The 25732-nt window shown below is 36.8% G+C and carries 36 protein-coding genes; 31 read left to right on the top strand and 5 right to left on the bottom strand.

The annotated features are described in order from the left end of the window. Positions 1–88: 88 nt before the first annotated feature. A complete protein-coding gene (locus BXY82_RS14285) occupies positions 89–925 on the top strand; it encodes a rhomboid family intramembrane serine protease (protein WP_133758917.1) in 837 nt (278 codons plus the stop codon). 299 nt (positions 926–1224) lie between these two features. Here the strand turns inward: BXY82_RS14285 and rlmB are convergent, their stop codons facing one another. From rlmB to BXY82_RS14260, 5 genes are all read right to left on the bottom strand, one after another. After that, positions 1225–1959: a 23S rRNA (guanosine(2251)-2'-O)-methyltransferase RlmB gene (gene rlmB, locus BXY82_RS14280; RefSeq protein ID WP_133758916.1), complete on the bottom strand. Its 735-nt coding sequence runs from the start codon at positions 1957–1959 to the stop codon at positions 1225–1227. Between the two features lie 173 nt (positions 1960–2132). Continuing rightward, positions 2133–2819 carry a hypothetical protein gene (locus tag BXY82_RS14275; RefSeq protein ID WP_133758915.1) on the bottom strand — a complete coding sequence of 229 codons (687 nt, stop codon included), beginning with the start codon at positions 2817–2819 and terminating at the stop codon, positions 2133–2135. 164 nt (positions 2820–2983) lie between these two features. Then, entirely contained in the window at positions 2984–4426 is a 1443-nt protein-coding gene (locus BXY82_RS14270; RefSeq protein WP_166643310.1) for a SusD/RagB family nutrient-binding outer membrane lipoprotein, read from the bottom strand. A gap of 16 nt (positions 4427–4442) precedes the next feature. After that, a complete protein-coding gene (locus BXY82_RS14265; protein ID WP_133758913.1) occupies positions 4443–7604 on the bottom strand; it encodes a SusC/RagA family TonB-linked outer membrane protein in 3162 nt (1053 codons plus the stop codon). Positions 7605–7927: 323 nt separating this feature from the next. After that, the gene (locus BXY82_RS14260) at positions 7928–9529 is read right to left on the bottom strand and encodes a BamA/TamA family outer membrane protein (RefSeq protein ID WP_243835854.1); all 1602 of its coding nucleotides are present in this window, start codon (positions 9527–9529) and stop codon (positions 7928–7930) included. Positions 9530–9787: 258 nt separating this feature from the next. On the opposite strand from BXY82_RS14260, the gene rpsL reads away from it, so the two are divergent. The 30 genes from rpsL (at position 9788) to rpsD (ending at position 25647) form a co-directional block, all read left to right on the top strand. Next, positions 9788–10162, top strand: a complete 375-nt coding sequence (gene rpsL, locus BXY82_RS14255) for a 30S ribosomal protein S12 (RefSeq protein ID WP_027126027.1) — start codon at positions 9788–9790, stop codon at positions 10160–10162. Positions 10163–10183: 21 nt separating this feature from the next. After that, positions 10184–10660 (top strand): 30S ribosomal protein S7, encoded by a 477-nt coding sequence (gene rpsG, locus BXY82_RS14250; RefSeq protein ID WP_133758911.1) that lies wholly within the window; start codon positions 10184–10186, stop codon positions 10658–10660. Between the two features lie 3 nt (positions 10661–10663). Next, positions 10664–12790, top strand: a complete 2127-nt coding sequence (fusA, locus tag BXY82_RS14245) for an elongation factor G (RefSeq protein ID WP_133758910.1) — start codon at positions 10664–10666, stop codon at positions 12788–12790. A gap of 11 nt (positions 12791–12801) precedes the next feature. After that, positions 12802–13107, top strand: coding sequence for a 30S ribosomal protein S10 (rpsJ, locus tag BXY82_RS14240; protein ID WP_066436369.1), 306 nt, complete (start codon positions 12802–12804; stop codon positions 13105–13107). Between the two features lie 237 nt (positions 13108–13344). After that, on the top strand, positions 13345–13962 hold the full coding sequence (gene rplC / locus BXY82_RS14235; protein WP_133758909.1) for a 50S ribosomal protein L3: 618 nt from the start codon (positions 13345–13347) through the stop codon (positions 13960–13962). Beyond that, the gene (rplD, locus tag BXY82_RS14230) at positions 13962–14591 is read left to right on the top strand and encodes a 50S ribosomal protein L4 (protein ID WP_133758908.1); all 630 of its coding nucleotides are present in this window, start codon (positions 13962–13964) and stop codon (positions 14589–14591) included. The genes rplC and rplD overlap by 1 nt, the downstream gene beginning before the upstream one ends. 6 nt (positions 14592–14597) lie before the next feature. Further along, positions 14598–14888 carry a 50S ribosomal protein L23 gene (rplW, locus tag BXY82_RS14225; RefSeq protein ID WP_133758907.1) on the top strand — a complete coding sequence of 97 codons (291 nt, stop codon included), beginning with the start codon at positions 14598–14600 and terminating at the stop codon, positions 14886–14888. Between the two features lie 10 nt (positions 14889–14898). Further along, complete coding sequence (gene rplB, locus BXY82_RS14220) at positions 14899–15726, top strand: 50S ribosomal protein L2 (RefSeq protein ID WP_133758906.1); 828 nt, start codon at positions 14899–14901, stop codon at positions 15724–15726. 10 nt (positions 15727–15736) lie between these two features. Continuing rightward, positions 15737–16015, top strand: coding sequence for a 30S ribosomal protein S19 (gene rpsS, locus BXY82_RS14215; RefSeq protein WP_133758905.1), 279 nt, complete (start codon positions 15737–15739; stop codon positions 16013–16015). 8 nt (positions 16016–16023) lie between these two features. Further along, complete coding sequence (rplV, locus tag BXY82_RS14210) at positions 16024–16431, top strand: 50S ribosomal protein L22 (protein ID WP_027126036.1); 408 nt, start codon at positions 16024–16026, stop codon at positions 16429–16431. An 8-nt stretch (positions 16432–16439) separates the two neighbouring features. Then, positions 16440–17171, top strand: coding sequence for a 30S ribosomal protein S3 (gene rpsC, locus BXY82_RS14205; RefSeq protein ID WP_133758904.1), 732 nt, complete (start codon positions 16440–16442; stop codon positions 17169–17171). A gap of 19 nt (positions 17172–17190) precedes the next feature. Beyond that, a complete protein-coding gene (rplP, locus tag BXY82_RS14200; protein ID WP_133758903.1) occupies positions 17191–17616 on the top strand; it encodes a 50S ribosomal protein L16 in 426 nt (141 codons plus the stop codon). Between the two features lie 12 nt (positions 17617–17628). Next, positions 17629–17820 (top strand): 50S ribosomal protein L29, encoded by a 192-nt coding sequence (gene rpmC, locus BXY82_RS14195; RefSeq protein ID WP_027126039.1) that lies wholly within the window; start codon positions 17629–17631, stop codon positions 17818–17820. Positions 17821–17838: 18 nt separating this feature from the next. After that, positions 17839–18096: a 30S ribosomal protein S17 gene (rpsQ, locus tag BXY82_RS14190; protein WP_133758902.1), complete on the top strand. Its 258-nt coding sequence runs from the start codon at positions 17839–17841 to the stop codon at positions 18094–18096. A gap of 2 nt (positions 18097–18098) precedes the next feature. Continuing rightward, positions 18099–18467: a 50S ribosomal protein L14 gene (gene rplN, locus BXY82_RS14185; protein WP_133758901.1), complete on the top strand. Its 369-nt coding sequence runs from the start codon at positions 18099–18101 to the stop codon at positions 18465–18467. Positions 18468–18478: 11 nt separating this feature from the next. After that, complete coding sequence (rplX, locus tag BXY82_RS14180; RefSeq protein ID WP_133758900.1) at positions 18479–18790, top strand: 50S ribosomal protein L24; 312 nt, start codon at positions 18479–18481, stop codon at positions 18788–18790. Positions 18791–18792: 2 nt separating this feature from the next. Further along, complete coding sequence (gene rplE / locus BXY82_RS14175; RefSeq protein WP_133758899.1) at positions 18793–19344, top strand: 50S ribosomal protein L5; 552 nt, start codon at positions 18793–18795, stop codon at positions 19342–19344. Positions 19345–19347: 3 nt separating this feature from the next. Further along, positions 19348–19617: a 30S ribosomal protein S14 gene (gene rpsN, locus BXY82_RS14170; RefSeq protein WP_027126044.1), complete on the top strand. Its 270-nt coding sequence runs from the start codon at positions 19348–19350 to the stop codon at positions 19615–19617. Positions 19618–19681: 64 nt separating this feature from the next. Beyond that, a complete protein-coding gene (rpsH, locus tag BXY82_RS14165; RefSeq protein ID WP_133758898.1) occupies positions 19682–20080 on the top strand; it encodes a 30S ribosomal protein S8 in 399 nt (132 codons plus the stop codon). A gap of 12 nt (positions 20081–20092) precedes the next feature. Next, entirely contained in the window at positions 20093–20635 is a 543-nt protein-coding gene (gene rplF / locus BXY82_RS14160; RefSeq protein ID WP_133758897.1) for a 50S ribosomal protein L6, read from the top strand. Positions 20636–20645: 10 nt separating this feature from the next. Beyond that, positions 20646–21002, top strand: a complete 357-nt coding sequence (gene rplR / locus BXY82_RS14155) for a 50S ribosomal protein L18 (protein WP_133758896.1) — start codon at positions 20646–20648, stop codon at positions 21000–21002. 6 nt (positions 21003–21008) lie between these two features. After that, positions 21009–21533, top strand: coding sequence for a 30S ribosomal protein S5 (rpsE, locus tag BXY82_RS14150; protein WP_133758895.1), 525 nt, complete (start codon positions 21009–21011; stop codon positions 21531–21533). Between the two features lie 107 nt (positions 21534–21640). Further along, complete coding sequence (rpmD, locus tag BXY82_RS14145) at positions 21641–21823, top strand: 50S ribosomal protein L30 (protein ID WP_133758894.1); 183 nt, start codon at positions 21641–21643, stop codon at positions 21821–21823. A gap of 12 nt (positions 21824–21835) precedes the next feature. Beyond that, entirely contained in the window at positions 21836–22288 is a 453-nt protein-coding gene (gene rplO, locus BXY82_RS14140; RefSeq protein WP_133758893.1) for a 50S ribosomal protein L15, read from the top strand. A 13-nt stretch (positions 22289–22301) separates the two neighbouring features. Continuing rightward, positions 22302–23648 carry a preprotein translocase subunit SecY gene (gene secY, locus BXY82_RS14135; protein WP_133758892.1) on the top strand — a complete coding sequence of 449 codons (1347 nt, stop codon included), beginning with the start codon at positions 22302–22304 and terminating at the stop codon, positions 23646–23648. A 7-nt stretch (positions 23649–23655) separates the two neighbouring features. Further along, positions 23656–23871, top strand: a complete 216-nt coding sequence (gene infA / locus BXY82_RS14130; protein ID WP_027126052.1) for a translation initiation factor IF-1 — start codon at positions 23656–23658, stop codon at positions 23869–23871. 12 nt (positions 23872–23883) lie between these two features. After that, positions 23884–24000 (top strand): type B 50S ribosomal protein L36, encoded by a 117-nt coding sequence (gene ykgO / locus BXY82_RS14125; protein ID WP_008269159.1) that lies wholly within the window; start codon positions 23884–23886, stop codon positions 23998–24000. Between the two features lie 2 nt (positions 24001–24002). Continuing rightward, on the top strand, positions 24003–24377 hold the full coding sequence (rpsM, locus tag BXY82_RS14120) for a 30S ribosomal protein S13 (protein ID WP_133758891.1): 375 nt from the start codon (positions 24003–24005) through the stop codon (positions 24375–24377). A gap of 99 nt (positions 24378–24476) precedes the next feature. After that, positions 24477–24866 carry a 30S ribosomal protein S11 gene (gene rpsK, locus BXY82_RS14115; RefSeq protein WP_133758890.1) on the top strand — a complete coding sequence of 130 codons (390 nt, stop codon included), beginning with the start codon at positions 24477–24479 and terminating at the stop codon, positions 24864–24866. A gap of 175 nt (positions 24867–25041) precedes the next feature. After that, entirely contained in the window at positions 25042–25647 is a 606-nt protein-coding gene (gene rpsD / locus BXY82_RS14110; protein WP_133758889.1) for a 30S ribosomal protein S4, read from the top strand. Positions 25648–25732: the final 85 nt, after the last annotated feature.

Raw genomic sequence — 25732 nt, 5'->3', positions numbered from 1 at the left:
CCGCTCCATCACTCATGCACTAGCCTGACAATAGTTCATATTTATAACAATTGGTTATTTATTTGATAAGAAACTATTAAATTTAACCATGAGCAATCAACAACATTTTAGATATTCAACAGGCGTTGTGGGGTATCCCATCTTATTTTTGATGCTGATTTGGGTTGTTTTCTGGTTGCAAGTCCGATTTTTTCCTAGTATCAAATCTTGGGGTATAGTACCTGAAACCTTGCTTGGTTTACGTGGTATTGTGTTTAGTCCGTTGATACACTCCAATATAGACCACATCTACCACAATAGTATTCCTCTAGTAGTCCTTTCTATGGCGTTATTCTATTTCTATCGACCTATAGCTTGGAAAGTGTTGTGCTATGGTATTTTGCTCTCCGGATTGATAACTTGGGTTATTGGGAGACCGGCCAATCACATTGGTGCAAGTGGATTAATATACGTGTTGGTTAGTTTTATATTTTTCAAGGGAATTTTCGCGAAACATTTCAGATTGGTTGCATTATCTCTCATGATTATTTTTCTATACGGCAGTATGATCTGGTATGTGTTTCCTATTAAGGATGGCGTGTCTTGGGAAGGGCATTTGGGCGGACTCGTAACAGGTTTTGTATTTGCCATTATTTTTAGAAAGGCCATTGCCAAGCCTGATCGGTATGTCTGGCAGGAGCCCGAGTACAATGAAGAGGATGACCCATTTTTAAGACATTTTGATGAAAATGGGAATTTTATTGAAACTATTGAACTTGAAAACGATCATGAAATTGAACACGAAGTTGAAGTTGAAAATGAAGGTGAAAATCAATTAAAAGGGGGTAATCAAACAGACAATGAAACACAAAATAATGTTCAACAAAACGATAATACAAATCCTCCAAACATCAACTACATTTATAAGGAAACTCCAAAGTCATAAATATTTGTCGCACTGAGCGCACTCGAAGTGCTTTGGTTTGTCACACTAAGCACAGTCGAAGTGCTTTGTCACTGTCACACTGAGCGCAGTCGAAGTGCTTGGCTGGGTAAATAGAGTAGAGGAAGGGATGTGTAAATAGTAGTTGGCAGCTTTCAGTCTTCAGTTGGCAGTCTACAGTCTTGAGTTGGCAGTAATCAGTTCATAATTTCAATTTCCGAATCAGAATGAAATCAGCAACTTGCCCGTACCGAAAAGGCACATTCGGGATGGTCAACAATCCTCAATCACCAATCTTCAATCTAAAGTCTCTGTCTCACCACTTCGTATAAAAATGCACCACAGGCTACGGAAACATTCAATGATTCGATATCGCCTAAAATAGGGAGTTTGGCTTTGTCATCTACCACCTTTAGGATGGAAGGATTGATACCTTTTCCTTCAGAGCCCATAATGATGGCACAGGGTTCAGTAAATGAAACATCATAAAGATTTTGATCCGTTTTTTCAGTGGCGGCAATAACTTTTATTCCAGAAGACTGCATGTAGAACACGGCGTCTTTGATATGGTCTACTTTACAAATTGGAATTTTAAAAATGGCACCAGCACTGGTCTTAATGGTATCACCATTAACAGGGGCGCCACCTTTTTTCTGAATAATAATTCCTGAAACTCCCGTACATTCAGCAGTTCTGATGATTGCGCCAAAATTACGAACATCACTCAACTGATCTAAGAGCAAAAATAGTGGCGTCTTGCCTGATTCCATGACGTTGGTGACCAATTCCTCTAAAGGATAGAAACTGATAGGCGCAATTTGTGCCACAACACCTTGGTGGTTTTTATTGGTAAGTCGGTTAAGCTTTTCAACGGGCACGTAAGATGAGTTTAGGCGTTCTTTGTGCAATAGTTGCTCGAGTTCCGTAAAGAGTTCACCACGCAAACCTTTTTGTAAAAAGATCTTATCGATATTCTCACCAGATTTAATAGCTTCTATAACCGCTCTAATTCCAAAAATAGTAGTTTCATGTTCCATGGTGCAAAGGTATAAAATAAACACTCGTATTTTATGAAGGTTTTCAAATATTGAAGAACATTATTATGCGGTGATGTTGATGAATTTTCCGCATAAAAAAACCTCCTAAGTTTTTTTAGACTTAAGAGGTTTTGATAAAGATGTCTCTAGTTGCGACTTTGATAACCCAACCTTTATTTTTTTGCAAGGTTTGCGTTTATATATTTAAAAGCTTGATCCAAATCATTTAAGGTGTTAATTTTGTTGTTTTTAAGAAAATTTTTCAGCTTAGGATGATCGTTATATATTGATAGTAATGATTTATTTTTGAGCTTAATTTTTTCATAAGTGCCTTCAGGATTAACTACGTAAACATTCATTTTGGCTTTGTACTCAGCGTTCAGGGTATTGTTTTTGCTTGATGACCAGCCCGAAAGATTAGGATCGTCTAATTCTTTAAAGTGTTCAACAAGAATATTTCGAGCAGCGCCATCATACACATTCACATATGCCATGTCAGGTGTGTTGCCATTTTTGAATTCAAATTGTTGAGTTTTAGCAAATATTTGTACGCCATCTAAAGTGGTAATCACAAAACCGGATAAATCAGTATCCACCATAGACATTACTTGCCCACTATCATCTTTGTAGACCAGTTGGTCTCCATATATATCATAATTAAGCATCATTGTATTTGTTTTATTGCCGTTGGAACTTATTCCGTACCCTGTCACCCAACTCTCTATTATAAAGGGGGTGCCTTTTAAATTTTCTCGTGTAACTTTCAAGCCGTCTCTCGCGTTTCCACTATTTACGGGGTTTTGGGCGAAACTAGAGGTGAACATTAAGCCAATGATTAGTAATGATGCTAAAGATTTCATGATATGATAATTTAAGATTAGAATCAGATTTTTAAAAATAATCATAAATTATGATCATTTGCACTAATATACTATAAAATAAATGTATATAAAAAGGGCATAACTACAAAAGTCATGCCCTTTTCTAAATAATCTTAATGTATTAAGATCAACTATTGGTTGGCTTATTTATATAACCAAATAACAGTATTTAATGCGTCTGGTCCTTGAGCAGCAATAGCGGCATCATATTGCTCCTTGTTTAAAGCAGCAGCAGTAGAAGAATAGGCTTGTCTATCTGGAATACCAGTAGCATTACTCAACATTTCTGTAGGTGGAACCAATTCTTTTTCATAGCCCATTGCTCTTTGTCTTCTCCATTCAGCCCAAGACTCGTAACCTTGTAAGAATAGAGATACCCATTTCTCATAACCTATTGAATCTAGTCCAGTATAAGGGTTTGCCGCAACATAGGCTGTCGCAGCTAAACTATCTACACCCCATTGTTCCATAGAAGCTTTTACGGCCTCTTCATATAATGCACTTGCATCTTCAGTGGTCCAATTTAAAGCAGCAGCTTCAGCTCTTGCAAATAACACTTCTGAATATGTAAAAATATATAAAGGTGCAGTTTGGTTATAGATGATATCACCAGTAATAAATGAATAGTCATCTGTTGCATCGTTAGACTCGCCATAATGGGCCCCAACAAAAGTATTTGAAGTTACTGCAGGTGCAGCCATTTTGTACAATCTTGGGTCTTCTGGAGTTACATTTGTTCCAGAACCAATCAATGCATCCACAAACACGTCACTTACTAAATAATCACGTCTGAAATCAGGAGCAAGAAAACGGTCTTCCCAAGGGTTGTCATTGTTTTCTTCACTTAAATATGGGTAAGAAAAGTTTTCAGCATTAGAGGCAATTACGTTGCCTAACGCTTCATTAAACTTGTCGGCTCCAAGTGTAGGATTAGCTTTAGACAATCTTAATGCCATCATCATCTTTAAAGTCTGACCAAATGATTCCCATCTAGACATATCTGAATCAAATAGATAATCTCCGTTTGGACCAGCGCCAGCCTCAATCATATTTAAAGCCATATCTAACTCATTAAATAAGCCAGTGTAGATCTCTTCTTGAGAATCATACTTTGGATACTGATTTTCGATGCCTTTTAAAGCTTCAGTATAAGGAACTCTACCCCATCTGTAAGTCATGATTTCATAGTAGTACACTCTTAAGATAGTTGCGGCTGCAATTTGGTTTGCATTAGATGCATTACCTGCCGCTGCATTGTCTTTTGTAGCCTCATCCGTATTCAGATCAATAATTTTTTGTAGATCTGTTAAGGTAGCAAACAATCCTGCAGTACTCCAATTAAGAGTCTGATATTGTGATTCTTCAGGATATTGACCATTGGCAATGTACTGCACATAATGGTTTGGCGTAGTCGCTCCGACAATATCACTTATCGGGCCGATCGTGTTAGCAAATAAGCTAGCCAAGACAGGCTGATTAGGTTCGTTGGGATTTACGTTGAGTTTCCCAAAATCAGCATTCTCACAGCCTATAACCATGATGAACGCTACGAACATTGATAAATTAATTACAATTTTATTTTTCATTTTTTCTAGCATTTAATTAAAACGTTATATTCAAGTTAACCCCAACAGTTCTGGTATTAGGAGATTGACCTCCTTCAGTCCAACCATAACCAGTTTGGTTATTATCTTCTATCTCAGAAACGTCTACGCCATCAATTGAAGTATAAATTAACCATAAGTTACTTGCGTAGACACCAACATTAAGTTTGTCAATGAATGTGTTGTCTAACCATTTTTTAGGGAACGTATAATCTAAACGAGCTTGTCTTAATTTTACATAAGAAGCATCGTAGATCCAGTTTTCATGTAGAGCAAAAAGTCTACCATAATAAGTTACTGCATCAACATAGTAGCTTGCAGGTGCACCAGTTGTCTCATCTACACCTTCAATCAACACACCACCAGAGTTAGATCCAGCTTGTGCTGCAGGAACAGCTGTTGCAGAAGAACCACCAGTTACAGGGTCACGTTTAGGGTTGCCCAATGCGTTGTTGCCAACTGTTTCAATACCCAAACCTGAATAGGCATTAAACATACGAGTTACAGAGAAGATACTACCACCTTTTTGGAAGTCAAAATCAAGGCCTAAGTTTAGGTTTTTGTAACGGATGTTTGTTGTTGCACCACCAGTAAAATCAGGCAATAAATTACCTAAATATTGGTCAGTGTCGTAACGAGGCGAACCAGTACTAGAGAGAATTTTATTTCCATTTTCGTCTCTTCTAAAGGTACGACCATAAAGCGTTCCCCACTCATCACCTTCACGTTCTTGAAGTTGCAAACCTCTCCAAGATGTTGACAACACATTAGTTGTAACACCATCAGCAATCTTATCAACCCTTCTATTCAATGTACCTAAGTTTGCAGATAGATCCCATTGGAAATCTTCAGTTCTCACAGGAATAATGCTCACCGCTAGTTCAAAACCATCGTAAGTTTGTTTTCCTGAATTGGTCAAGAAGGATGTGTATCCAGTTGATGGATCTAAAGATACACCTACAGGTAATTGATCATCAACCTTGTTGAAGTAAGTTGCGTCAATACCTACTCTACCATTAAAAAATTTAGTTTCTAATCCAAATTCATATTCACTTCTTACACCACCAATTAAATTTTGGTTTGGTAATTGCCCTTTTACGGATAATTTACCTGTGCTACCATAAGGTGTACCAATAGCATAAGTTTCAGATAATGCATATGCATTTGGGAATAATGGTGCTTCAGCTAAACTCGCTCTCAACTTACCAAAAGTTAATACGCTGTTCTGTGGTAATAATTTACTGAAGATTAAACTTCCAGATATACCATATGTTTCAACTCGGTTGTTTTGCGCACTTGCAGTTGACTGCCAGTCGTAACGAGCAGAACCATCTATAAAGACGATATCTTTGAAACCTATAGAAGCTTTGGCAAATGTAGATTTTCTTTGAACATTTTCTTTGTAACTAGAAAGGTTCGGTCTGTCAACTGAGGTATTCAGACTGTAAAAACCATCTGCTGATAATCCACCAGCTGTAGATGCTGATATAGATTTATAGTTTGTGTCATACAATTCAAATCCAGCACTAGCGCTTAAGTCAAATGAGTCAGATAAATCTGTTTGGTAGTTCACGATACCAAATAATTCATCAGTACCTCTAGAACTTTCAAACTCAGAGTAAAAAGGTTGTCCTAATCCACCAAAACCAAATTGGTTTGTGCTTTCATAAGCGTTCAAGGTTTTTCTAACCTCTAAACTTGCATCTAAACCATCAATAATCTCATAGTTTAAACCAAATCGGCCATAAAATGCATGTTTCTGCTGTGGGTTATCTGTTTCATTAGCAATAAAATAAGGGCTATCCCAGTATAGTGGCGTAGGGTTTGATGGGCTATTAATATTCCATGAAACCACATTGCCATTTCTTACGTAATCTTTCAATCGATCCATATCTAACTGACGTTGCCACCATTGGTTAAAGTTAGAAGCGATGTTTCCATACCCGTTGTCAGGGAAGTTAGAAGTCCTTCTATCTTGGTAACTCACATTAGCAAATGCAGTTAACTTTTCACTTAAGTCCATAGATGCGCTAAACGATCCTTGTACAGTATTACGATCTGAATCAGGTACAATACCTGTTCTTTCAATATTTGCCAATGATGCTCTCACAGAAAATCCTTCGCCACCTTTCGCAAATGTTACATTGGTATTGGTAGTAAGACCTTGTCTGTAAAAATCTCTGACATTATTAGGATTTGGAGAAAATGGTCTCAATTCTCCAAATTGTGGTGTTCCAGTAATCCAAGAATCCCAATGTCTAACCAGTGTCCCGTCCATTTTTGGGCCCCAGCTTTCATCAGCATAGTACTCCACCATTTTTTGACCATCAAAAGCAGCCCAATCTGCAGGATGTAGTGCTGGGTTGTACGTAAAGATGTTAAAATCTTGTGAATAACCACCACCATACTCATTTTGATATTCTGGCAATACATACACGTTTTCAGCAGCAGTACTTACATTTAAAGTAACTGTACTCTGACCAGCTTTAGCTGTTTTTGTAGTAATAATGATAACACCGTTCTTACCTTGCGGTCCGTAAAGTGCTGTAGCTGCAGCTCCTTTAAGCACAGACATGCTTTCAATATCATCAGTAATGACATCAGCAGGTCCGTCAACTTTAATGTTGTCAACAATGTAAAGGATACCAGTATCACCTCTCAAACGAATGTTAGAGTTTCCAAAACCAGAACTTGGTGCACCAGAAAATTGAACACCAGCAACTTTACCAGCAAGGGCATTGTTAATGTTTGTCTCTCTTGCTTTACTAAGTGACTCTCCTTCAACAGTTTGTTGGGCGTAACCAAGACTTTGTTTATCTCGTTTAATCCCTAAAGCCGTAACAACCACTTCATCTAATACAGCAGCATCTTCCTCCATTGTTACATTAATGGTATTGGAAGCACCTACTGTAACTTCTTGGGCTTTCAACCCTACGTACGTAAAAGTTAATACATCTCCTGACTTTGCGGAAATGGTATAATTACCATCAAAATCCGTCTGAGTACCGGTTGCTGTACCTTTTACAATAATGTTAACTCCAGGAAGTGGTAGGCCAGAATTATCTGATACCGTTCCTGAAATTGTTTTTTCTTGTGCAAACGTTATTTGCACAAAGAACGCTAGTAATAGCGTTAGAATTCCACTAAACTTTGTTTTCATATTTAAATTAATTTGAATTAGCCTGGCGTAAAAATGCTAATAATAAGTTAAAAAAACAATTTAATTAACTTTCAATTTTAGGAATGGTATGTAATAAAACTAGCATTTAGGGGTGCGCAAAAAGGTGGATGACAATGCAACTGGTTGTACAGCAGGTGTTTTGTGATGAGATTATTTGAGTGAAAGAATTGTTAAATATTTTTTGCTTTTTATTTACGGGTTTGATTAAAAGTTAATTATTCTATAAAATCAAAATAATGATCTTTGTTTTAAAGTCCATTAGGAGTCTTAGAGAAAGCATATAATTACTGTATGGTATTTTGCTAAAATGTAGCCGATAGACTCAAATGAATTTTTGAATCTGACAGTTTTATAGGTTGGTCCTCAACGCTACCATTGCTATAGTTTAACTTGAATAGACCCGCTTGGGTGCGTATGCCAAATCCAAAGCCTAAACCAAATAGTTTAGTGCGGGTATTGATCAGTTGATTGTCATAATAGGCAAAGTCAACGATGGAATTAACATATAGGTTGGTGGAGAGTTTGTAACGGTATTCTGTGTTTAAGACCGTATAGAGATTTGCCATGAGACTATGTTCTTCAAAACCCCTTATAGAATGAATGCCACCAAACCTGAACAATTCGTTTACCAAAAACTTCTCAGAATTTAATATTGCTGCGCTTATGTTGGTGTAAATGCTATTTCTAATATTTAAATTGAAAATTTTGAAAGCTTGTAGTTGAAATTTTGTTTGTGTTTCATTCCATCTTTCCATGCTTCTGTTGCCTAAGCTTATAGAGAAATCAATGAGAAAATTGATTGGAAAAAGTTTATCGTTGGATTGAAAGGCGCTGTGATGGTAATTGATATCATAAAATATGGAAGCGTAATCGCTAATGTGTTGGACACTGCTATTTAATAAGTTGGTCGAATTTAATTTGGTGATGCCTAATGAGGCGCTATTTTTAGTATCAATTTGGTAGATTAGGTTAGCAAATTGTGATGTCGTTATATAAGTTGAATCTTTTTTAAATATGGTTAAACCTAATTGCGTTCCTAGCGGGGAGCCCAGAAGGTAGGGTAATTTTAGTTTGAGGTCCAATGTCTTCTGGTCGCTTTCATCACTTTTATATTGGAGTCTAAATATTTCACCAAAATTTAGTGTGTTATTAAGATTCAGATGAAGATATCCGTCAAATTCTAGTTTAGTCGTTTGGGGATTCGTACCGAAACCTATAAAACCATCAAACGTGTTACTATTTTGTTTGTCTACATATATATATAATAATGTTGAATCTTTAGTAAATAGAACTTCGGGGTCCTTTATTTGAGAGGCAAAATGCAATTGCTCTAATGTGCCCAGCTTTTTTTTAATCGTTTTTAAATTAAAAGACTGATGAGGTCTAAGCTTTAAAAAGTGTTTTAAATAAGATTTGGGAAATTTTTCATAGCCCTTAACAATGATGCTGTCAATACGACGTTCTTTAGTGTTTTCAATCTTTAGATGTGCAGTTAATGTACCATCGTCAGTTTTAATATTTTTAAGTTGAAGGGTAGAAAATGGGTCGCCACTATTAGAGAGTTCTTCATTGAGTAATTTTAGTGAAGTTTCCAGCTTTGTAACCTCAACTTCAAAATAGGTATCTGTGATGTTGGTCGCCATTAATTTCAGCTGCTTCGGATTAAATTCAGCATTGTAATAAATGCGAACTTTGGTGTACAGTCTTCCTATTTTAAAAAATGCAACATACGAAGAATCAGTAGGTTTTTCCAAATTGAGCAATTCACTTTCCAAATAGCCGTGTCGGGTTAAACTTTTATGAAAGTTTTGGATCTCTTGTTCCAGAGAGTTGTAATCCGAAAATGATTTTTGGTACGCGAAGGATTTTAATATGATATTTTCGGATTCATTGTTACTCGCCATTTGGAGATGTAACGTTTGACCCATGACATTTGCGAATGACAACCATCCGAAGAAAAAAAGAAGAAAACATATTTTTAAAGTCATGTAAAAAGAATGGAATACCAAAGCTAAAAGAAAAATTAATCTAAAAAGTGCCGCAATGTTAAATATTTGACCAAAGATTTGAAAATTAATCATTTTACTTTTGAGAAAGCGAATTTATTTTCTACCTTTGCAGCCCTCAAAAGCGAGGAGTAAAACAAATTTATATAGAAATATATGCCAACAATTTCACAATTAGTACGAAAAGGAAGAACCAAAATAACCAAGAAGAGTAAATCGGTTGCCCTTGATTCGTGTCCACAAAGACGTGGTGTGTGTACTCGTGTTTATACGACGACGCCTAAAAAACCTAACTCAGCAATGCGTAAGGTAGCAAGGGTACGTTTAACAAACGGAAACGAAGTTAACGCATACATCGGCGGTGAAGGCCACAATCTACAGGAGCACTCGATAGTATTGGTTAGAGGTGGAAGGGTAAAAGATTTGCCAGGAGTTAGATATCACATTGTACGTGGTGCCTTAGATACCGCAGGTGTTACAGGTAGAACGCAACGTAGATCTAAATACGGAACAAAACGCCCTAAGAAGTAATTAAAACTTTAAGAAGAAGACATGAGAAAAAGAGCAGCAAAAAAGAGACCGCTTTTACCAGATCCACGGTTCAACGATCAGTTAGTAACTCGATTCGTTAACATGATGATGTGGGATGGAAAGAAGTCCGTAGCTTTTAAAGTATTTTATGATGCAATTGACATTGTAGAAGCAAAGAAAACTGACGAAGAAAAAACAGCTTTGGAAACATGGAAAGATGCTTTATCTAACGTAATGCCTCACGTAGAAGTACGTAGTCGTCGTGTTGGGGGTGCAACCTTCCAAATTCCGATGCAAATTCGTCCAGACCGTAAAGTATCTACAGCTATGAAATGGTTGATTAGTTACTCACGTAAAAGAAATGAGAAATCTATGCCAGCAAAACTTGCAGCTGAAATTTTAGCCGCGGCCAAAGAAGAAGGTGCAGCAGTTAAAAAACGTTTAGATACTCATAAAATGGCAGAAGCTAATAAAGCATTCTCACACTTTAGATTCTAAAATATGGCAAGAGATTTATTACTTACAAGAAATATAGGAATTGCAGCACATATTGATGCTGGGAAAACAACAACTACAGAACGTATCTTATTTTACACAGGTGTAAACCATAAAATTGGTGAAACTCACGAAGGAGCATCAACTATGGACTGGATGGAACAAGAGGCTGAAAGAGGTATTACTATTACTTCTGCGGCAACAACCTGTGATTGGACGTTTCCAAAAGAAAATGGTGAGCCAACTGAAGATGCTCAGTCTTACCACTTCAATATTATTGATACTCCAGGTCACGTTGACTTTACCGTAGAGGTAAACCGTTCATTACGTGTTTTAGATGGTTTGGTTTTCTTATTTAGTGCTGTTGATGGTGTTGAGCCACAATCTGAGACTAACTGGAGACTTGCCGATAATTATAAGGTTCCAAGAATTGGTTTCGTTAACAAAATGGACCGTCAGGGATCTAACTTTTTAGAAGTTAATAAGCAGGTTAAGGAAATGCTTGGTTCTAATGCAGTGCCAATCGTGTTGCCTATTGGTGATGAAGGAGATTTCAAAGGTATTGTAGACTTAGTTAAAAACAGAGCTATTGTATGGCATGAAGATAACTTCGGATCTACGTTTGACGTGATTGACATTCCTGAAGATATGAAAGACGAGGTTCGTGAGTTTAGAGCTAAGTTGATTGAAGAGGTAGCTAGTTATGATGAGAATCTATTGGAAAAATTCATGGAAGATGAAGATTCTATTACAGAAGATGAAGTGCACGCTGCACTTAGAGCTGCTGTAATGGATATGGCAATCATTCCTATGATTTGTGGATCTTCATTTAAGAATAAAGGTGTACAATTCTTATTGGATGCGGTTTGTCGTTACTTGCCATCTCCAATGGATAGAGAAAGTGTTGTAGGGTATAACCCAGATACTGATAAAGAAGAAAGACGTAAGCCAAGTGTAAACGAACCTTTTTCAGCATTGGCATTTAAGATTGCTACTGACCCATTTGTTGGTCGTTTGGCATTCTTTAGAGCATATTCAGGTCGTTTGGACGCAGGATCTTACATCTTAAATAACCGTTCAGGTAAAAAAGAACGTATTTCTCGTATCTACCAAATGCACGCCAACAAACAAAATGCTATTGATTTTATTGAAGCAGGAGATATTGGAGCGGCAGTAGGTTTTAAAGATATTAAAACTGGTGATACAATGTCTGATGAGAAACATCCAATTGTTTTAGAATCAATGAACTTCCCTGATCCAGTTATTGGTATCGCGGTAGAACCTAAAACTAAGGCTGATGTTGATAAATTAGGAATGGCGCTTTCTAAGTTAGCTGAAGAAGATCCTACATTTACAGTGCGTACTGATGAGGCTTCAGGCCAGACAATTATTTCTGGAATGGGTGAGCTTCACTTAGATATTATTGTAGATCGTTTACGTCGTGAGTTTAAGGTTGAAGTTAACCAAGGACAACCACAAGTAGAATACAAAGAAGCAATTACAAGAAAAGCTGATCATAGAGAGGTTTACAAGAAACAATCTGGTGGTCGTGGTAAATTTGCTGATATTGTTTTCACAATTGAACCAGCTGAAGAAGGAAAAGTAGGATTAGAGTTTATTTCTGCAATTAAAGGTGGAAACGTTCCTAAAGAATTTATTCCTTCTATTGAGAAAGGCTTTAAACAAGCCATGATCAATGGTCCTTTGGCAGGTTATGAAGTAGACGCTATGAAAGTGACGTTAACTGATGGATCTTACCATGATGTGGATTCTGACCAACTGTCATTTGAATTGGCTGCAAAGCTAGGATTTAAGGCTGCTGCAAAAGCTGCAAAAGCTGTTATTATGGAACCTATTATGAAACTTGAGGTAATTACTCCAGAAGAAAATATGGGTGACATTGTAGGAGATTTGAACAGAAGAAGAGGACAAGTAAATGATATGGGTGATAGAGCAGGTGCTAAAACAGTAAAAGCACATGTACCTTTATCTGAAATGTTTGGTTATGTTACTACATTAAGAACATTGTCTTCAGGTCGTGCAACATCAACTATGGAATTTTCACATTATGCAGAAACTCCTTCTAACATCTCAGAAGAAGTGATTAAAGCAGCTAAAGGCGTTGAAGCTTAAATTTTAAGAAAATGAGTCAAAAAATCAGAATAAAACTAAAATCTTACGATCACATGTTGGTAGACAAGTCTGCTGATAAGATTGTTAAAACGGTAAAAAGTACTGGTGCAGTTGTAACTGGTCCAATTCCTTTACCAACAAATAAAAAAATCTTTACGGTTTTACGTTCTCCACACGTTAACAAGAAAGCTAGAGAGCAATTCCAATTAAGTTCTTACAAAAGACTTTTGGACATCTATAGTTCTTCATCAAAAACAATTGACGCTCTAATGAAATTGGAGTTACCAAGTGGTGTAGAAGTAGAGATCAAGGTTTAGATCAAATAATATGTGCTGGAGGCGCATAATCATGTGTCTCCAGCAACAATCAGATACCATAATTGTGTATCAACATGTCCTAAGCTGCGAGCGAGGGAAAAACGGTAAAAATACATTCAGGGCTGAAGTATTTTCGGCCCTGAATATTTTTCAATACATAGGTAAGTCACGGATTATCTATCAAACAAACAACAGCGGACAAGTCGTGAATTGTCTATAACAAACAAATTAATATTTATGTCTGGGTTAATTGGAAAAAAAATCGGTATGACCAGTATCTACGACGAGAACGGAAAGAACATTCCGTGTACCGTTATTGAAGCAGGTCCATGTATCGTTACCCAAGTCAGAACCGAAGAGGTTGACGGGTATAGTGCTCTTCAACTTGGTTTCGATGACAAGACAGAGAAAAGCGCCACTAAAGCTGAAGCAGGTCATGCTAAGAAAGCCGGTACTTCTGTTAAGAGAAAAGTCGTTGAATTCCAAGGGTTTGGAGAAGATTACAAATTAGGTGATGCTATTACAGTAGAACATTTCATTGAAGGTGAATTTGTTGATATTGCTGGTACATCTAAAGGAAAAGGATTCCAAGGGGTTGTAAAACGTCATGGTTTTGGTGGAGTTGGTCAGGCTACGCATGGTCAGCATAACCGTTTAAGAGCTCCTGGTTCTATTGGTGCGGCTTCATATCCTGCAAGAGTGTTTAAAGGAATGAAGATGGCCGGAAGAATGGGTGGCGAAAGAGTGAATGTTGAAAATTTAAGAGTATACAAAGTAGTTCCGGAAAAGAACTTATTGGTGGTAAAAGGATGTGTTCCTGGCCATAAAAACTCTTATGTAATTATTCAGAAATAATGAAAGTAGCAGTTGTAGATATAAACGGAAAAAGCACAGGTAGAGAGGTTGAACTTTCTGCAGATGTGTTTGCTATTGAGCCTAATAACCATGCAGTATACTTAGACGTTAAGCAATATCTTGCTAACCAACGTCAAGGTACGCATAAGGCTAAAGAAAGAGCAGAAATCTCTGGAAGTACGCGTAAGATCAAGAAACAAAAAGGTACCGGTACGGCACGTGCAGGTTCTATCAAGTCTGGTGTATTTAAAGGTGGTGGACGTATGTTTGGTCCTAGACCAAGAAATTATAGCTTCAAATTGAACAAAGGCCTGAAGCGTTTAGCGCGTAAATCAGCCCTAACAATGAAAGCTAATGATGATGCGATTGTGGTAATGGAAGACTTCAATTTTGATTCTCCAAAAACCAAAAACTTCACTAACGTATTGAAAGCGTTGGGTGTTGAGAATAAAAAAGCTTTGTTTGTGTTGGGTGCCTCAAATAATAATGTATATTTGTCGTCACGTAATTTAAAAGGTTCTGATGTTATAACCAACTCAGAATTAAGCACTTACAAAATTTTAAATGCAAACAAACTAGTTCTTCTAGAGGGTTCTTTAGAAGGAATTGAAACGAATTTAAGTAAATAAGGAAACATGAGCATCTTAATTAAACCTATAATCACTGAAAAAGCGACAGCTAATAGCGAGTTAAACAACTGCTATAGCTTCCAAGTGAATACGAAGGCGAACAAGGTTGAAATAAAAAAAGCGGTGGAAGCTGCTTATGGCGTTTCCGTTGAAAAAGTTCGCACTATAAATGTCCGTCCAGATAGAAGAGTCCGTCACACTAAAACGGGTATTCAGAATGGTAAAACAAATGCTGTCAAAAAAGCAATTGTACAACTGGCGGAAGGTGAATCTATTGATTTATACACTAACATGTAATTAAAGACAAATGTCAGTAAGAAAATTAAAACCGATCACAGCAGGTCAGCGATTTAGAGTAGTTAATGGATTTGACGCCATTACTACTGATAAGCCGGAAAAGAGTTTACTCGTTCCGAACAAAAGATCTGGTGGTAGAAACAGTCAAGGAAAAATGACCATGCGCTATATTGGTGGTGGTCATAAAAGAAAGTATCGTGTTATCGATTTCAAGCGTAACAAAACTGGAATTCCAGCTGAAGTTGCATCAATCGAGTACGATCCAAACAGAACAGCATTTATCGCTTTATTGAACTATCAAGATGGTGAAAAACGCTACATGATTGCTCAAAATGGTTTACAAGTTGGGCAGACTGTAGTTTCTGGTGCTGAAGGTATTGCTCCAGAAATTGGAAATGCAATGCTTTTAAAACACGTTCCATTAGGAACTATTATTTCTTGTATTGAGTTGCGTCCTGGACAAGGAGCAATTATGGCAAGAAGTGCTGGTTCATTCGCACAGTTAATGGCGAGAGATGGTAAATTTGCCTCTATCAAATTACCTTCTGGTGAAACACGATTGGTACTTGTAGAGTGTATGGCAACAATTGGAGCGGTATCTAACTCTGATCATCAATTGACTGTATCTGGTAAAGCAGGTAGATCAAGATGGTTGGGTAGACGTCCACGTACAAGACCAGTAGTAATGAACCCTGTCGATCACCCAATGGGTGGTGGTGAAGGTAAGTCTTCAGGTGGTCATCCACGTTCTAGAAATGGTATACCTGCTAAAGGTTATAGAACCCGTTCTAAAACAAAAGCGAGTAATAAATATATTGTAGAACGTAGAAAGAAATAATTGAGATAATATGGCACGTTCATTAAAAAAAGGACCTTACATCCATTATAAATTGAGTAAAAAAGTTGAAGACAATGTAGCTTCAAACAAAAAGACGGTTATCAAAACGTGGTCTAGAGCCTCTATGATCTCACCGGATTTTGTTGGACAGACAATTGCTGTTCACAATGGTCGTCAATTTGTACCAGTTTTTGTAACTGAGAACATGGTAGGTCACAAATTAGGAGAATTTTCACCAACACGATCTTTTAGAGGTCACGCTGGTGCTAAAAATAAAGGTAAAAAATAAGTAGAGCTATGGGAAGTCGTAAAAAACAAATGGCAGACGCTATTAAGGAAGAAAAGAAGCACATCGCTTTTGCAAAGCTTAATAACTGTCCTACATCACCTAGAAAAATGCGCTTAGTAGCGGATTTGGTTAGAGGACAAAAAGCTGAAATGGCTCTTAATATCTTAAGATTTAGCCCGAAAGAAGCATCTCGTCGTTTAGAGAAGTTGGTGCTTTCAGCAATTGCCAATTGGCAAGCAAAAAACGAAGATGCTAGCATTGAAGATGCTGACTTGTTCGTTAAAGAGATCAGAGTAGATGGTGGCGCAATGTTGAAAAGATTACGTCCAGCACCTCAAGGTCGTGCACACAGAATTAGAAAACGTTCTAACCACGTTACCGTGGTTATTGGAGCAAACAATAACACACAAGCTTAAATAGAGATATGGGACAAAAGACAAATCCAATCGGAAATCGTTTAGGAATTATCAGAGGATGGGAATCTAACTGGTACGGTGGCAATGATTATGGAGATAAACTTGCTGAAGACGATAAGATTAGAAAATATGTTCACGCTCGTTTATCTAAAGCAAGTGTGTCAAGAGTAATTATTGAGCGTACGCTTAAACTTGTAACCGTTACTATCACAACTGCAAGACCTGGTATTATTATCGGTAAAGGCGGTCAAGAGGTAGACAAGTTAAAAGAAGAGCTTAAGAAAATTACAGATAAGGAAGTTCAATTGAACATCTTCGAAATCAAGAGACCAGAATTGGATGCATTTTTAGTGGCATCTAGCGTTGCTCGTCAAATCGAGAATCGTATTTCTTACAGACGTGCCATTAAAATGGCCATTGCTGCAACAATGCGTATGAATGCTGAAGGGATCAAGATTCAAATTAGTGGTCGTTTAAACGGTGCTGAAATGGCACGTTCTGAGCACTACAAAGAAGGAAGAATTCCATTATCAACGTTTAGAGCCGATATTGACTATGCTTTAGTTGAGGCACATACTACTTATGGTAGATTGGGTGTTAAAGTGTGGATTATGAAAGGTGAAGTTTATGGTAAAAGAGATCTTTCCCCGCTTGTTGGTTTATCCAAAAAGCAAGGTGGCAAAGGAGGATCTGATGCACCAAGACGTGGTGGGAATAACAAGGCCCGTCGTAGAAAGTAATTTTTAAAGTTAAAGAAAAATGTTACAACCTAGAAAGACAAAATTCCGTAAGCAGCAAAAAGGCCGCATGAAAGGAAATACTGGTAGAGGACATGAACTTTCCAATGGAATGTTCGGTATTAAATCAGTACACGAAACGGGAATGTTTTTAACATCTCGTCAAATAGAGGCAGCTCGTATTGCAGCTACACGTTTTATGAAAAGAGAAGGGCAACTTTGGATTAAAGTATTTCCAGACAAGCCTATTACCAAAAAACCTCTTGAAGTACGTATGGGTAAAGGTAAGGGTGCTGTAGAATATTGGGTAGCTGTAGTAAAACCAGGTAGAATTATGTTTGAAGTTGGTGGCGTGCCATTAGACGTTGCTAAAGAAGCATTACGTTTGGCTGCACAAAAATTACCTGTTAAAACAAAATTCTTAATCGCTAGAGATTACGAAGCTTAATACATAGATATTATGAAGCAATCAGAAATTAAACAGCTTTCTACAGCTGAATTACAAGATAAGTTAGGTGAAACTAAAAAGAGTTATGCTGACCTGAACATGGCACATGCTATCTCGCCTTTAGAAAATCCGATTCAATTACGCAACGTGAGACGTTCTGTAGCAAGAATTGCAACCGAATTAACTAAAAGAGAAGTACAATAATTTGTATTCCGCTGAAAGATGGAAAAAAGAAATTTAAGAAAAGAACGTATAGGGATTGTTACCAGTAACAAAATGATGAAATCAATTGTGGTTTCTGAAGTTAAGAAAGTAAAGCACCCTATGTATGGTAAATTCGTGTTGAAAACGAAAAAATACGTTGCACACGATGAGACAAATGACTGTAACATTGGAGATACAGTAAAGATCATGGAAACACGACCTTTAAGTAAATCCAAAAGTTGGAGATTAGTAGAAATAATTGAAAGAGCGAAGTAATTATGTTACAACAAGAATCAAGATTAAGAGTGGCTGATAACACTGGAGCGAAGGAAGTTTTGACTATCCGCGTTCTAGGTGGTACTAAAAGAAGATATGCTTCTGTAGGCGACAAGATAGTTGTTTCTGTAAAAGATGCAACACCTAATGGTAACATCAAAAAAGGAGCTGTTTCTACAGCCGTTGTTGTACGTACCAAAAAGGAGGTAAGACGTCCTGACGGATCTTATATCAGATTTGATGACAATGCTTGTGTACTTTTAAATCCGCAAGGAGAAATGAGAGGCACACGTGTTTTTGGACCTGTTGCAAGAGAACTTCGTGACAAGCAATTCATGAAAATTGTATCATTAGCACCTGAAGTGCTTTAATGACTAATAAGATGACAAAGTTTAAAATAAAATCGGGAGATACAGTACAAGTAATTGCTGGAGACCATAAAGGTACAGAAGGTAAAGTTGTAAAGATCTTAAAAGATAAGAACAAAGCGATCGTAGAAGGCGTGAACATGGTGAAGAAACATACTAAACCAAGTGCACAAAGCCCACAAGGTGGCATTGTAGAGAAAGAAGCGCCTATTCATATTTCCAATTTATCACTTTTAAGTGGTAAAGGAGAAACTACCCGCGTTGGTTATAGAATGGAAGGCGATAAAAAAGTGAGATTTTCTAAAAAATCAAATGAAGTAATTTAGTTATGGCTTATATTCCAAGATTAAAACAAGAGTACAAGGACAAAGTAGTTACTGCTCTTACAGAAGAATTCGGATATAAAAACGTAATGCAAGTTCCTAAACTTCAAAAGATAGTTATATCTAAAGGAGTTGGTGCTGCAGTTGCCGATAAAAAGTTAGTAGACCACGCTGTGGACGAATTGACCAAAATTTCTGGTCAAAAAGCCGTAGCAACATTGTCTAAAAAAGATATCGCAACGTTCAAATTACGTAAGGGTATGCCAATTGGTGCAAGAGTTACATTACGCGGTGAGCAAATGTATGAGTTCTTAGACCGTTTGGTAACTTCAGCGCTACCACGTGTAAGAGACTTTAACGGAATTAAAGCTACTGGCTTTGACGGAAGAGGAAATTACAATTTAGGTATTGTTGAGCAAATTATCTTTCCAGAAATAGATATTGATAAAGTTAACAATATTTCAGGAATGGATATTACCTTTGTCACGACGGCTGCTACAGATAAAGAAGCAAAATCGTTATTAACAGAATTAGGTTTACCTTTTCAAAAGAACTAAGATATGGCTAAAGAATCAATGAAAGCCCGTGAGGTGAAAAGACAAAAAATGGTAGATAAGTATGCTGACAAACGCAAAGCTTTGAAAGAAGCTGGCGATTATGAAGCCTTACAAAAGTTACCAAGAAACGCATCACCAGTACGTTTGCACAACCGTTGTAAATTAACCGGAAGACCAAGAGGATACGTACGTATTTTTGGAATCTCTCGTGTAATGTTACGCGAGATGGCAAACCAAGGCTTGATCCCAGGAGTTAGAAAAGCTAGCTGGTAATATATAGTATGAACTGGATGTAGGTTTGGGGAGAACCAAAAACCATATCCGCAATTTAATATAAATGAATACAGATCCAATCGCAGATTATCTAACACGAGTTAGAAATGCAGTAATGGCCAACCATAGAGTTGTCGAGATTCCTGCATCAAATCTGAAAAAAGAAATTACTAAAATATTATTCGACCAAGGATATATTTTAAGTTACAAGTTTGATGACTCTTCAGTACAAGGCACTATCAAGATAGCGCTTAAGTACAATAAGGAAACTAAAGAGCCTGTCATCAGAAAAATTCAAAGATTAAGTAAACCAGGTTTACGTAAATACGCAAGCTCTAGCGAGATGCCAAGAATCCTTAACGGACTTGGAATTGCAATTGTGTCTACTTCTCACGGAGTGATGACAGGAAAGCAAGCGCATAAAGAGAATGTTGGTGGTGAATTATTGTGCTACGTTTACTAAAAAAGGAGAGATATGTCAAGAATAGGAAATAATCCAGTAGCAATCCCTGAAGGGGTTACAATAGACGTCAAAGACAACGTAATTACTGTAAAAGGTAAATTGGGTGAGTTGAGTCAGAAATTCGAAAGTGTTGAAATTACTGTAAAAGATGGTGAAGTGTCAGTAGCACGTCCATCTGATAGTAAGGAAGCAAGAACTAACCATGGTCTTTACAGATCATTGGTAAAGAATATGGTAGAAGGAGTATCTCAAGGCTGGACCAAGCAATTAGAATTGGTTGGTGTTGGTTATAGAGCTTCAAACCAAGGACAAAAATTAGATTTAGCTTTAGGGTTTTCTCATAATATAGTATTAGAAGTTGCTCCTGAGGTTAAAGTGGAGACCATTTCTGAAAAAGGAAAGAATCCAATCGTAAAATTAACTTCACATGACAAACAATTGGTTGGTCAAGTTGCAGCTAAGATTCGCGGCTATAGAAAACCTGAGCCTTACAAAGGAAAAGGCATCAAGTTTGTTGGAGAAGTATTAAGAAGAAAAGCAGGTAAATCAGCATAATCGTATAGTTATGGCATTGACAAAAAATCAAAGAAGATTAAGAATAAAAAACAGAATTCGTAAGGTTGTTTCTGGAACAGAAGCAAGACCTCGTTTAGCTGTATATAGAAGCAATAAAGAAATTTATGCTCAAATTATCGACGATGTAACTGGTAATACTATTAGTGCTGCATCTTCAAGAGATAAAGACATTAGTTCTGCAAAAGGAACCAAATCAGAAATAGCTGCCTTAGTTGGTAAAGCTGTTGGCGAAAGAGCTTTGAAAGCTGGTGTTGAGACTATTTCTTTTGATAGAGGTGGGTATCAATATCACGGAAGAGTAAAATCATTAGCAGATGGTGCTAGAGAAGCAGGACTAAAATTTTAAGACATTATGTATCAAAAATATAAAAACGCAGAATTAGTAAAACCTAGTGGGTTAGACCTTAAAGATCATCTTATAGGTGTACAGAGAGTTACTAAAGTTACTAAAGGTGGTAGAGCATTCGGTTTTTCTGCTATTGTAGTAGTTGGAGATGAAGCTGGTGTTGTAGGCCATGGCTTAGGAAAATCGAAAGACGTTGCTACTGCAATTGCTAAAGCAATTGAAGACGCTAAGAAAAACTTAGTGAGAATCCCTATCCTTAGAAAAACATTACCGCACGAACAAAAAGGTAAGTATGGTGGTGCAAGAGTCAATATCATTCCAGCTGCTGAAGGTACTGGAGTTATTGCTGGTGGAGCTGTAAGAACGGTTTTAGAGGCTGTTGGTGTACATGATGTATTATCAAAATCTCAAGGATCTTCTAATCCTCATAACGTAGTAAAAGCAACTTTTGATGCATTATTACAGTTAAGAGATGCAGGATCAATCGCTAAAGAAAGAGGTATTTCACTTACAAAAGTATTTAACGGATAAATGAGTATGGAGTACGAAGTATTAAGTACAAAGTAACAAGTGATTTTTCAATGCACTTTGAGCTAAATTCTTAATACCTAATACTAACTACTAAATACTAAAAAATAATGGCAAAGATCAAAGTAAAGAAAGTAAAAAGTGCTATCAACCGTACGCAAACACAAAAAAGAATCTTAGAATCTTTAGGTTTGCATAAGATGAATCAGGTTGTTGAGCATGATGACACGCCAAGTATTCTTGGAATGATTAATAAAGTTCAACATTTAGTTTCTGTAGAGGGAACAAAATAATACAGCAGAATAATGGATTTAAGTAATTTAAAACCGGCTGAAGGGTCAGTTAAAAATCAAGGCAAAAGAATAGGTAGAGGACAAGGTTCTGGTAAAGGTGGTACCGCAACTCGTGGTCACAAAGGAGCTAAATCGCGTTCTGGTTATTCTAAGAAAGTAGGATTTGAAGGTGGTCAAATGCCGCTTCAAAGACGTGTGCCTAAGTTTGGATTTACAAATATCAATCGCGTGGAGTATCAAGGTGTTAATCTTGATAAATTACAAGCATTGGTTGATGACAAAGTCATTAAAGACACTGTAGATTTTGTAACGTTATTGGAACTAGGTGTTGTAGGCAAGAATGATCTTGTTAAAATCTTAGGTCGTGGCGAATTGAAATCAAAATTAAAAGTAACTGCTCATAAATTTACCGCTTCAGCAAAAGCTGCTATTGAAGCCGCCGGAGGAGAAGCTGTAACTTTATAAGACCTTTTAGAGAATGAAATTTATAGAGACTTTAAAAAATGTTTGGAAAATAACTGAACTAAAAGATAGAATCATGCTTACGCTTGGCCTTCTTTTAGTTTATCGTTTTGGTGCTCAGGTAGTTTTACCAGGTATCGATGCAAGTCAGTTAGGTGCTTTGGCCAGTAATACAGACCAAGGTATTTTAGGGCTACTGAATGCCTTTACGGGTGGGGCTTTTGCTAATGCCTCCGTATTTGCGCTAGGTATTATGCCTTACATTTCGGCTTCAATTGTCGTTCAGTTGATGGGTATCGCTATTCCTTACCTTCAGAAATTACAGAAGGACGGGGAGAGTGGACGTAAAAAGATCAATCAAATTACACGTTGGTTAACTATTGCTATCTGTTTGGTGCAAGCACCAGGATATTTGGCAAGTTTACCAGCATTAGGGATTCCTTCATCAGCATTCTTATTGGGTACAGGAACAATGTTTTATGTATCTTCAGTAATTATCTTGGTAACAGGTACTGTTTTTGCAATGTGGTTGGGTGAGAAAATCACCGATAAAGGTATCGGTAACGGTATTTCTTTATTGATTATGGTAGGTATTATAGCTAATATGCCAGCGTCATTCATCCAAAACTATGCTTCTAGATTAGAAGGTGGTGGTAACGGTGGATTGATGATGGTACTTATTGAATTGGTCATCTGGTTTGTTATCATATTACTGTCAATAATGTTAGTAATGGGCGTTCGTAAGATAGCTGTTCAATATGCACGTCGTACTGCTTCTGGAGGTTATGAAAAAAACGTGTTTGGTTCAAGACAGTTTTTACCTCTAAAATTGAATGCCTCTGGTGTAATGCCAATCATTTTTGCTCAGGCAATTATGTTTGTGCCAACATTAATAGGTAAAGGCTTAGGCGAAGGTCCTGTGGGAGTTTGGCTGCAAACCAACTTCTCTGATATTTTTGGTCTTTGGTACAACATTGTATTTGCTTTGTTAATTATTGTATTTACGTATTTTTATACGGCAATTACAGTACCTACTAATAAAATGGCAGATGATTTAAAACGCAGTGGTGGATTTATCCCGGGCATCAGACCAGGAACTGAAACCTCTGAATATTTAGATAGAATTATGTCTCAAATAACCTTACCCGGTTCTATATTTTTAGCTATGATTGCTGTGTTCCCAGCGGTTGTTGTGAAATTGATGGGCGTTCAGCAAGGTTGGGCATTATTCTTTGGTGGGACATCGTTATTGATTATGGTTGGAGTTGCAATAGATACAATGCAACAAATTAATTCATACTTGTTGAACAAACACTACGATGGCTTAATGAAAACCGGTAAAAATAGAAAAGCAGTAGCTTAATATTATTATGGCAAAACAAGCAGCAATAGAACAAGACGGATCAATAATTGAAGCATTATCCAATGCTATGTTTCGTGTTGAATTAGAAAATGGACATATAGTTACCGCGCATATTTCTGGTAAAATGCGTATGCACTACATTAAACTGTTACCAGGAGACAAAGTCAAATTAGAAATGAGCCCGTATGATTTGTCTAAGGCTCGAATAACTTATAGATATTAATAAATAGAACAGATGAAAGTAAGAGCATCAGTTAAAAAAAGAAGTGCTGACTGTAAGTTAGTACGTCGAAAAGGAAGACTTTACGTCATTAACAAAAAGAATCCTAGATTCAAACAAAGACAAGGTTAATTATGGCAAGAATTGCAGGTGTTGATATACCAAAACAAAAAAGAGGAGTAATCTCTTTAACTTACATCTATGGAATAGGTGCAAGCAAAGCAAAAGAAATTTTAGCACAAGCTAAAGTTGATGAAAACACAAAAGTTCAGGACTGGACAGATGACGAGATCAGTAATATTCGTGAAGCTGTAGGGGCCTTAACTATTGAAGGTGAATTGCGTTCAGAAATTCAGTTAAACATCAAACGTTTAATGGATATTGGATGTTACAGAGGTATTCGTCATAGAGCTGGACTTCCATTAAGAGGTCAACGTACTAAAAACAACTCTAGAACAAGAAAAGGTAGAAGAAAAACTGTTGCTAACAAGAAAAAAGCAACTAAATAAAAATAGTCTTTAGTCTATTAGACGTTGGAAAGAATCTGTTTGAAATTTGACGGTTTAGGATTCTAGCGACTATAAACTAATACTAAAAACTAATTACATATGGCAAAGGCAAGTACAAAAGTTAAAAAGCGTAAGGTTATTGTTGAGGCTAACGGAGAGGCACACATTGCAGCTTCTTTCAACAACATCATTATCTCTTTAACCAACAAAAAAGGAGATGTCGTTTCTTGGTCATCAGCTGGTAAAATGGGCTTTAGAGGTTCTAAAAAGAATACTCCATATGCTGCTCAAATGGCCGCTGAAGATGCTGCAGCAGTAGCAAGAGAAGCTGGACTTAAAAAAGTAAAAGTATACGTTAAAGGACCAGGAAATGGTAGAGAATCTGCCATCCGTTCTATCCATAATGCAGGTATTGAAGTAACAGAGATCATTGACGTTACACCACTACCACATAATGGATGTCGCCCTCCAAAGCGTAGACGTGTATAATTTATAATGTATATAGAACTAATATCAACTGTTTTAAATGGTTGATATTAGTTTTTTTATATGTAAATTTGCAGACTCAAAAAAATAATAACAAGTATTAACGAGAGATCACTGTTTATCGGAGGATAAGATTAAGACCTTAATTCATAGACACTCTCATAATTTAATTTAAGAAATGGCAAGATATACTGGTCCTAAAACTAAAATAGCCCGAAAATTCGGCGAAGCTATTTTCGGAGATGATAAAGCTTTCGAAAAAAGAAACTATCCTCCAGGTCAACATGGTGCAAACAAGCGTCGTGGAAAAAAATCTGAATATGCAATCCAGTTAATGGAAAAGCAAAAGGCAAAATATACTTACGGTATATTGGAGAAACAATTCAGAAACATGTTTAAAAAAGCAACTGCTGCACAAGGTATTACTGGTGAGGTATTGTTACAATTATGTGAATCTCGTTTAGATAACGTGGTTTTCAGATTGGGCTTATCTCCATCTCGTAGTGGAGCACGTCAATTAGTTTCTCACAGACACATTACTGTAAACGGAGAAATCGTAAACATTCCTTCTTACCAATTAAAAGCTGGAGATGTTGTTGCCGTTAGAGAAAAATCTAAATCGCTAGATGCTATCCAAAGTTCATTATCTAACTCTAACAATGTATATGAGTGGATGACGTGGAATAATGAGACTAAACAAGGAACTTATGTTTCAATTCCTGCAAGAGTTCAAATTCCAGAAAATATCAACGAACAGTTTATCGTTGAATTATACTCTAAATAATAATTAATCATATTGGAAATTGGCCAAAGGGTTTATTAGTCTTCTTCATACTTATAAACCGCGCAACTAATTAACAATTAAAAAG

Source organism: Gelidibacter sediminis, assembly GCF_004364975.1.
Taxonomy (GTDB): Bacteria; Bacteroidota; Bacteroidia; order Flavobacteriales; family Flavobacteriaceae; genus Gelidibacter; species Gelidibacter sediminis.
This window is presented reverse-complemented; position numbering and strand designations above follow the sequence as displayed.

What these genes read in the sequence shown, in the direction of transcription:
- rplE (WP_133758899.1), top strand. Translation starts at nt 18,793, where the DNA reads ATGGCTTATATTCCAAGATTAAAACAAGAGTACAAGGACAAAGTAGTT.
- rplD (WP_133758908.1), top strand. Translation starts at nt 13,962, where the DNA reads ATGAAAGTAGCAGTTGTAGATATAAACGGAAAAAGCACAGGTAGAGAG.
- rplV (WP_027126036.1), top strand. Translation starts at nt 16,024, where the DNA reads ATGGGAAGTCGTAAAAAACAAATGGCAGACGCTATTAAGGAAGAAAAG.
- rpsD (WP_133758889.1), top strand. Translation starts at nt 25,042, where the DNA reads ATGGCAAGATATACTGGTCCTAAAACTAAAATAGCCCGAAAATTCGGC.
- rpmC (WP_027126039.1), top strand. Translation starts at nt 17,629, where the DNA reads ATGAAGCAATCAGAAATTAAACAGCTTTCTACAGCTGAATTACAAGAT.
- infA (WP_027126052.1), top strand. Translation starts at nt 23,656, where the DNA reads ATGGCAAAACAAGCAGCAATAGAACAAGACGGATCAATAATTGAAGCA.
- rpsQ (WP_133758902.1), top strand. Translation starts at nt 17,839, where the DNA reads ATGGAAAAAAGAAATTTAAGAAAAGAACGTATAGGGATTGTTACCAGT.
- rplR (WP_133758896.1), top strand. Translation starts at nt 20,646, where the DNA reads ATGGCATTGACAAAAAATCAAAGAAGATTAAGAATAAAAAACAGAATT.
- rplW (WP_133758907.1), top strand. Translation starts at nt 14,598, where the DNA reads ATGAGCATCTTAATTAAACCTATAATCACTGAAAAAGCGACAGCTAAT.
- rpmD (WP_133758894.1), top strand. Translation starts at nt 21,641, where the DNA reads ATGGCAAAGATCAAAGTAAAGAAAGTAAAAAGTGCTATCAACCGTACG.
- rplB (WP_133758906.1), top strand. Translation starts at nt 14,899, where the DNA reads ATGTCAGTAAGAAAATTAAAACCGATCACAGCAGGTCAGCGATTTAGA.
- rlmB (WP_133758916.1), bottom strand. Translation starts at nt 1,959, where the DNA reads ATGGAACATGAAACTACTATTTTTGGAATTAGAGCGGTTATAGAAGCT.
- rpsL (WP_027126027.1), top strand. Translation starts at nt 9,788, where the DNA reads ATGCCAACAATTTCACAATTAGTACGAAAAGGAAGAACCAAAATAACC.
- BXY82_RS14265 (WP_133758913.1), bottom strand. Translation starts at nt 7,604, where the DNA reads ATGAAAACAAAGTTTAGTGGAATTCTAACGCTATTACTAGCGTTCTTT.
- rpsC (WP_133758904.1), top strand. Translation starts at nt 16,440, where the DNA reads ATGGGACAAAAGACAAATCCAATCGGAAATCGTTTAGGAATTATCAGA.
- rpsE (WP_133758895.1), top strand. Translation starts at nt 21,009, where the DNA reads ATGTATCAAAAATATAAAAACGCAGAATTAGTAAAACCTAGTGGGTTA.
- rpsK (WP_133758890.1), top strand. Translation starts at nt 24,477, where the DNA reads ATGGCAAAGGCAAGTACAAAAGTTAAAAAGCGTAAGGTTATTGTTGAG.
- rplN (WP_133758901.1), top strand. Translation starts at nt 18,099, where the DNA reads ATGTTACAACAAGAATCAAGATTAAGAGTGGCTGATAACACTGGAGCG.
- rpsJ (WP_066436369.1), top strand. Translation starts at nt 12,802, where the DNA reads ATGAGTCAAAAAATCAGAATAAAACTAAAATCTTACGATCACATGTTG.
- rpsS (WP_133758905.1), top strand. Translation starts at nt 15,737, where the DNA reads ATGGCACGTTCATTAAAAAAAGGACCTTACATCCATTATAAATTGAGT.
- rpsH (WP_133758898.1), top strand. Translation starts at nt 19,682, where the DNA reads ATGAATACAGATCCAATCGCAGATTATCTAACACGAGTTAGAAATGCA.
- fusA (WP_133758910.1), top strand. Translation starts at nt 10,664, where the DNA reads ATGGCAAGAGATTTATTACTTACAAGAAATATAGGAATTGCAGCACAT.
- rplC (WP_133758909.1), top strand. Translation starts at nt 13,345, where the DNA reads ATGTCTGGGTTAATTGGAAAAAAAATCGGTATGACCAGTATCTACGAC.
- rplP (WP_133758903.1), top strand. Translation starts at nt 17,191, where the DNA reads ATGTTACAACCTAGAAAGACAAAATTCCGTAAGCAGCAAAAAGGCCGC.
- ykgO (WP_008269159.1), top strand. Translation starts at nt 23,884, where the DNA reads ATGAAAGTAAGAGCATCAGTTAAAAAAAGAAGTGCTGACTGTAAGTTA.
- rpsG (WP_133758911.1), top strand. Translation starts at nt 10,184, where the DNA reads ATGAGAAAAAGAGCAGCAAAAAAGAGACCGCTTTTACCAGATCCACGG.
- rplO (WP_133758893.1), top strand. Translation starts at nt 21,836, where the DNA reads ATGGATTTAAGTAATTTAAAACCGGCTGAAGGGTCAGTTAAAAATCAA.
- BXY82_RS14260 (WP_243835854.1), bottom strand. Translation starts at nt 9,529, where the DNA reads ATGGCGAGTAACAATGAATCCGAAAATATCATATTAAAATCCTTCGCG.
- rpsM (WP_133758891.1), top strand. Translation starts at nt 24,003, where the DNA reads ATGGCAAGAATTGCAGGTGTTGATATACCAAAACAAAAAAGAGGAGTA.
- rpsN (WP_027126044.1), top strand. Translation starts at nt 19,348, where the DNA reads ATGGCTAAAGAATCAATGAAAGCCCGTGAGGTGAAAAGACAAAAAATG.
- rplF (WP_133758897.1), top strand. Translation starts at nt 20,093, where the DNA reads ATGTCAAGAATAGGAAATAATCCAGTAGCAATCCCTGAAGGGGTTACA.
- BXY82_RS14285 (WP_133758917.1), top strand. Translation starts at nt 89, where the DNA reads ATGAGCAATCAACAACATTTTAGATATTCAACAGGCGTTGTGGGGTAT.
- BXY82_RS14275 (WP_133758915.1), bottom strand. Translation starts at nt 2,819, where the DNA reads ATGAAATCTTTAGCATCATTACTAATCATTGGCTTAATGTTCACCTCT.
- rplX (WP_133758900.1), top strand. Translation starts at nt 18,479, where the DNA reads ATGACAAAGTTTAAAATAAAATCGGGAGATACAGTACAAGTAATTGCT.
- BXY82_RS14270 (WP_166643310.1), bottom strand. Translation starts at nt 4,426, where the DNA reads ATGAAAAATAAAATTGTAATTAATTTATCAATGTTCGTAGCGTTCATC.
- secY (WP_133758892.1), top strand. Translation starts at nt 22,302, where the DNA reads ATGAAATTTATAGAGACTTTAAAAAATGTTTGGAAAATAACTGAACTA.